Source organism: bacterium (assembly GCA_009926305.1).
Classification (GTDB): Bacteria; Bdellovibrionota_C; UBA2361; order UBA2361; family RFPC01; genus RFPC01.
Window position 1 is genome coordinate 1 of record RFPC01000116.1, and the last position, 5,010, is coordinate 5,010.

The 5,010-nt window shown below is 45.3% G+C and carries 8 protein-coding genes; 4 read left to right on the plus strand and 4 right to left on the minus strand.

Translation table 11 applies throughout. The annotated features are described in order from the left end of the window. From EBR25_12240 to EBR25_12255, 4 genes are all read right to left on the minus strand, one after another. A partial coding sequence (locus EBR25_12240; GenBank protein ID NBW41753.1) for a glycosyltransferase occupies positions 1–250 on the minus strand: 250 nt, incomplete at its 3' end. An 88-nt stretch (positions 251–338) separates the two neighbouring features. Next, positions 339–1,028 carry an HAD family hydrolase gene (locus tag EBR25_12245; GenBank protein NBW41754.1) on the minus strand — a complete coding sequence of 230 codons (690 nt, stop codon included), beginning with the start codon at positions 1,026–1,028 and terminating at the stop codon, positions 339–341. Between the two features lie 34 nt (positions 1,029–1,062). Continuing rightward, a complete protein-coding gene (locus EBR25_12250; GenBank protein ID NBW41755.1) occupies positions 1,063–1,692 on the minus strand; it encodes a thymidine kinase in 630 nt (209 codons plus the stop codon). A gap of 172 nt (positions 1,693–1,864) precedes the next feature. Further along, the gene (locus EBR25_12255) at positions 1,865–2,392 is read right to left on the minus strand and encodes a hypothetical protein (GenBank protein ID NBW41756.1); all 528 of its coding nucleotides are present in this window, start codon (positions 2,390–2,392) and stop codon (positions 1,865–1,867) included. Positions 2,393–2,630: 238 nt separating this feature from the next. Here EBR25_12255 and EBR25_12260 point away from each other — a divergent pair, with 238 nt between their 5' ends. The 4 genes from EBR25_12260 to EBR25_12275 all read left to right on the plus strand — a co-directional run. Then, positions 2,631–3,341 carry a sigma-70 family RNA polymerase sigma factor gene (locus EBR25_12260; GenBank protein ID NBW41757.1) on the plus strand — a complete coding sequence of 237 codons (711 nt, stop codon included), beginning with the start codon at positions 2,631–2,633 and terminating at the stop codon, positions 3,339–3,341. Continuing rightward, the gene (locus EBR25_12265; protein NBW41758.1) at positions 3,178–4,290 is read left to right on the plus strand and encodes a hypothetical protein; all 1,113 of its coding nucleotides are present in this window, start codon (positions 3,178–3,180) and stop codon (positions 4,288–4,290) included. Before EBR25_12260 ends, EBR25_12265 begins: the two co-directional genes overlap by 164 nt. Then, positions 4,287–4,556, plus strand: a complete 270-nt coding sequence (locus tag EBR25_12270; GenBank protein NBW41759.1) for a hypothetical protein — start codon at positions 4,287–4,289, stop codon at positions 4,554–4,556. The genes EBR25_12265 and EBR25_12270 overlap by 4 nt, the downstream gene beginning before the upstream one ends. Continuing rightward, positions 4,549–5,010, plus strand: a 462-nt coding sequence (locus EBR25_12275) for a hypothetical protein (GenBank protein NBW41760.1), incomplete at its 3' end; no start/stop codon positions are given. The genes EBR25_12270 and EBR25_12275, both read left to right, overlap by 8 nt.

The window sequence follows — 5,010 nt, forward strand, 5'->3', positions numbered from 1 at the left end:
AGCGGTACCCCAATTTTTGATTCCCACCATATCCCTGGTTTATGGGTGTGCGTAAGACCGTCAGTTTGATGCCTTCTGGCAGATCCTGATATTCCAGCCCTACTTCGTAGGTTTTGTCTTTTGATGAATCATCAATGACGAGGATCTCATTTTCTGGAGTAAGCAGATCTCGGGGAATCCGATCGAGTACCCACGAGAGAGTGCTCTCAGCATTATAGGCGACTATGAATATGAGAATTTTTTTTTGCATGACTGCCGACCCATTAGTATTCCGCATTACTATAGGGAGTCAGTCTTGCGATAGCAAGATATGGCATGTGAAGTAAGACGAGGAGACATTAACTGGCTTTTATAAATGATACGATACTATCGGTATCACTTAAGTCGGATAAGAGAAGTGTCGGGGTACATTTCGCTGTAAATGTTTCGAACGTGATGCCGCCCGTTGAGACTCCAATCGAGCGTGCAAAGTTTGCCTCTGCCGCTAGAATATCATTGACAGAATCGCCTATAACCGTGACAGAAAACTCTGTGGGGAAAGCGGACTGTGCTTGAATACGTTCAATGGCGATACGCACAATTTCTTTTCTATCTCTTGAATCACTTCCATATCCTCCCGTTTGAAAATAAGAGTGGATATTTCCTCGTGCTAGCTTCATGTGTGCTGTAGGTTGCAGGTTTCCCGTTTCTATTCCAAGAACAATATCTTTCTCACGAGAAAGTGTTGTGAGTAGCGACTCAATGCCTGGTAAGAGTGTAAAATTTTCATGATGGGTAATCATGGTCTGAAAATGCGCAATAAACCGTTCTTGAAGACGCTCATTCTCACGGCTCGTCTGAGGTTTACCATTCATCAAGTGACAGATTTCATCGATAATATCCGGATCTGTCCTTCCATTTAAATTGATTGATTCCCACGAGGGTGTCATCTCAAAAACATCCTGGAATGCTTTTTTGAAAGCGTTTTCTCCAATTCCTCTTGCTCTAAGCAATGTTCCATCAATATCAAAGAGAACAATGTGTTTCATGATTTGTCATATATTCTATTAAAACGAAGAGAGCCTATGAGTTCGCTATTTTCTGAGAAAGGACTTGTAGACCAACGGTACTCGACTCTAATGCACGACCCTCGCCTAACGCGTGCTCATAACAGCCATAGCACGCAGGAAAATACTTCTCCTCAGCTCCAAGATCGACGGAAGGTCCTTCAAGAGTCGCTATTCCATCTTTGTGCTTCAGATTCATGATTGCTTTCTTCGCACAGTATGCGCATGTGGTTTTAATCTCTTCAATACTATCTGCCAGCTCAAAAAGTCGCTGTGAACCAGGAAAAGCATTTGTTCTGAAGTCTGCCCGAAGACCGTAACAGATAACAGGAACACGCATGTGAGTTGCTGCATGTCGCAACTGATCAATTATTGAGGGCGCGATAAATTGGACTTCATCAACAAGGATGCAGTCATAGCGGTCAAATTGTTTGAGTGGAAGTTCTGTGGTGCTATCAACGAGCAGATCTGCTGTCTGTTCTAATCCGGCTCGCGACTTAATCTTCTTTTCACTAAATCGAGTATCCAGCAGTGGTTTGATAAGTAGGATATGTTTGCCCTGCTGCCGGTAGTTATGTGCAACAGCGAGAAGATTAAGTGTCTTTGCGCTACTAACGGTTCCATATCGAAAATAGAGCTTCGCCATCTACTGAGTCTCCCGTAGTACGTTTTTCGATGAGCATGGTTTGTAGTTTACTTTGAGGAGGAACTCAATGATTTTCTCTTTTTTCGGAAGGATTGAAAGCGGGCAGCGATTTTTTGCGCGGGACGACGCATTTCGCACGACCGTCGTATTGTCTGTTGCCCCTAAGCTGCTCCTAACTCTGGTGGGGCTCCTCACTCTGGTAGGGCTCCTCACTCTGGTAGGGAGAGTCCTTTTGGGGAAAATCGTGCGAAGCCAGATTTATCATCCGAGGGAAATCACATCTCTCATCTGTCGATAATTCTTTTCTCAAGTCATATCTCGTTGGAGCAATTCGATTTTTCTCAACAAGTTTTTCTAGAACTTCTTCAGCCTCCATCTTTGGAGAATACTGTGAGCGATCCCCGTTCGCGTATCGCTTTAATCCTCGACTATCAATAAATTTAAATTTTTCATCCCAGCGATAGACTTCCTCAAATCCTCCTCGGAGAGGTTGGCTTTCGGGTGGATAAGAACTTACGAAGACGAGATAGAGTCCTTCTTGGTCAGTTTCTACTGTGAAGAAGTTGCGATGCAAAAACCTCCCAACGAGCAGGGACTCCCCTGTCTGGGGGTGAGTGAGAGCGGCTTCAAATACTTGAGCAACCTCTCTTACCGGTCCTTCATCTGGCCAGCTTTCTTCCCTTTGAGCCTTTTCAATCACGTCTTTCTCCAGAACACTGTTATGAGATGCGTTGGAACACTATCGATTCCCTCCTTGGGTTGTCAAGCTATGGCCGTTTTCTGTAGCGAATATCAGATTGTTAAGTGATTGATTCCAGACTGATTCTCGTTCCCTGACCTCGACACACTGACTGGAAAGTGAAAAAAACCCCCCTGAATGGAAACTTTCAATTCCTCACTACGATACTCCGAGTGTGAAGGGAGTGTCGTAAGTCAAAATGGAAAACATTACTGAGTCAAATTGGTCTGAGCACTATCTGGAATTTGCCCAGATCGTCGTTAAGCAGTTGATGGTCAAGTTTAACGCAGCACCTCACTTTTATGATGACTATCTGAGTGCTGCATATTCTGGATTGGTTGAAGCTGCTTCGCGGTATGATACCGAGACAGGGGTTCCCTTTGAGAAGTATGCATATCTCCGTGTTCGGGGGGCAATTATTGATCAAATACGCCAAGACTCAGGGCAATCAAAGCGAGAGTATCGTGCATTACAGCTGATGCAGGCGGCGCATGTCCTATCTGATGACTTTTGGCACTCCAGAGGATGTCCAGCGGCCGATTCTCATGAAGGTCTGGCAGAGGTCTTAGAATTTGCGGCGCAGGGCGCGCTTATTTTTCGTCTGAACTATCTCGACTGCGAAGAAGAGATTACCAATAAGCAGGACGAGATTCCTTGTTCCGAGAAACAACTGCTTGAACGAGAAGTATCTCAGCACCTCTGCAAATTAATTGACCAGTTGCCCGATACTGAAAGAACACTCATTTATGCTTTTTACTTTGAAGGGCTTTCCCTTCAAGAGATTGCTCGAACTCGGCTCAATATCACTCGTTCCTGGGCCTCTCGGCTGCATACTCGGGCATTGCAACTCCTCAAGGAGCAAGTGTCGAATTCTCATGAAATGCAAAGCCTGCAAAACGATGAGGATTAAGTGTATGAGATGGCTATTCATATTTTCTTTTTTGATGCTATCAGGCTGTAAGGAGACTATCCTCCACGATCTTACTGAAGGGGAGGGGAATCGTCTGCTTACAAGGCTACATCAAGAGGGAATTACTGCTGAAAAGCATCTTCAGTCAGACGGAAGCTGGGCGTTGAGTGTTGCCAGAAAAGATGCAATTTCAGCACTGTCATCACTCTCCAATGCAAGAGTTTTTCGACGAATGGACACCACTCGCTCAGAGCTTGCAAGCGGAATGCTTCCAACCCGTGAGACGCAACGGTTTCAATACGAGAGGGCTCTCGCTAGTGATATTGAGTCGACCCTTATGGCGCTGAATGGTGTCCTTGAATCTCGTGTTCATCTCAATCTTCCCCCTACTGATCCTATTTTTGGGAGGACGACAGAGGAGGATTCTGGATTTTCTGGGAGTGTGTTGCTGATTACAGACCAAGGTTTTCAGGAGCGGCACGAGGACATTCAAGTATTAGTTGCAGCCGCTGCAGGACTAACTCCTGAAAATATTGCGGTCTTGATTTCTGGCACGGACTCTCGTGAACTCAGTGTTCCCTCAGCGAAGTCTCAAAATATTCCTATTTCTTTAGAATCTATCGATGAGACTTCGGAAAATGGAAAGGTTGTTGCAGAACCAATCGAGCTTTCTACTTCCTTTATTCCCGTTCAAGAATTCGGTGGCAGAAAGGACGAGTATCAGAAGCCTGTCCGTAATGAGAGACAGCCCTCTGAAGGCGAGCAGCCTTTGCTGAGTCATGCACTCCTCATCGGAATGAGCATACCGATCATCTCATTTTTAATCGGACTGTATTGGTTCCGTTATCATAAAAGGGCGCATTGGCGTAAGCGAGTAATGCACCGTCGTAGAACTGATACGGAAGAGCAGAAGGGTGAGGGGATGCTTCGGTCGGGAGGAGCTTCATGAATCCCACCAATGCTCCAATCATTCATTTTCTCTCAAAAAAGCAGGGGCACATCGGAATTTTATTATTCGCCAGCGCGAGCGTTGTGCTTGATTCCCCATTTCCAAAGCAGCTCTTACACGAAGAATTGCAGTCGTATTACGAGGAAATTATTGAGTGGCTTAAAACGTGTCCGCCAGCCGAAGCGCGAGAGCTCGCATCAGCTACCCTGCTCGATGGTCTTATGCCACGTATGGACCTTTCTGAGGAGATGATACGAGATGAGTGATGTTGAGAAGCTAGAGCGGCTCGAGGTGCTATTCCATCTCTGGAAGGTTATACGCGAGCTCGATTGCGAAATTGGATTTAACGGTATTTCTCAGCATGAGGGTTCGAGAGATGGAATCTGGTTTCGAATATCGCTCCCAGGCCACCGTCATGCCTTAATCGCACCTGTTACCCCACTTCTGATTTCTCGGACTTCAGAGCAGAGTAGTGTCCGACTCATACCTCAGTCGGTAGTATGTATTAGAGAGTTTCTCGAAATGTTTTATCGACCAAATATAGCTACGATAAAAATAGTTGATTTTGGTTACTATACTCCGTCGGCCTCAGCTTCCATATTCTCGGTTCATTCAAACGCTTCAAATACAGATCACAAGCTACAATTTCTTATTACAGAAATTTCCGATCCAGAAGAAGAAAGTTCCGAATTAGCAACAGAGTTCATACTTGATCAGCTA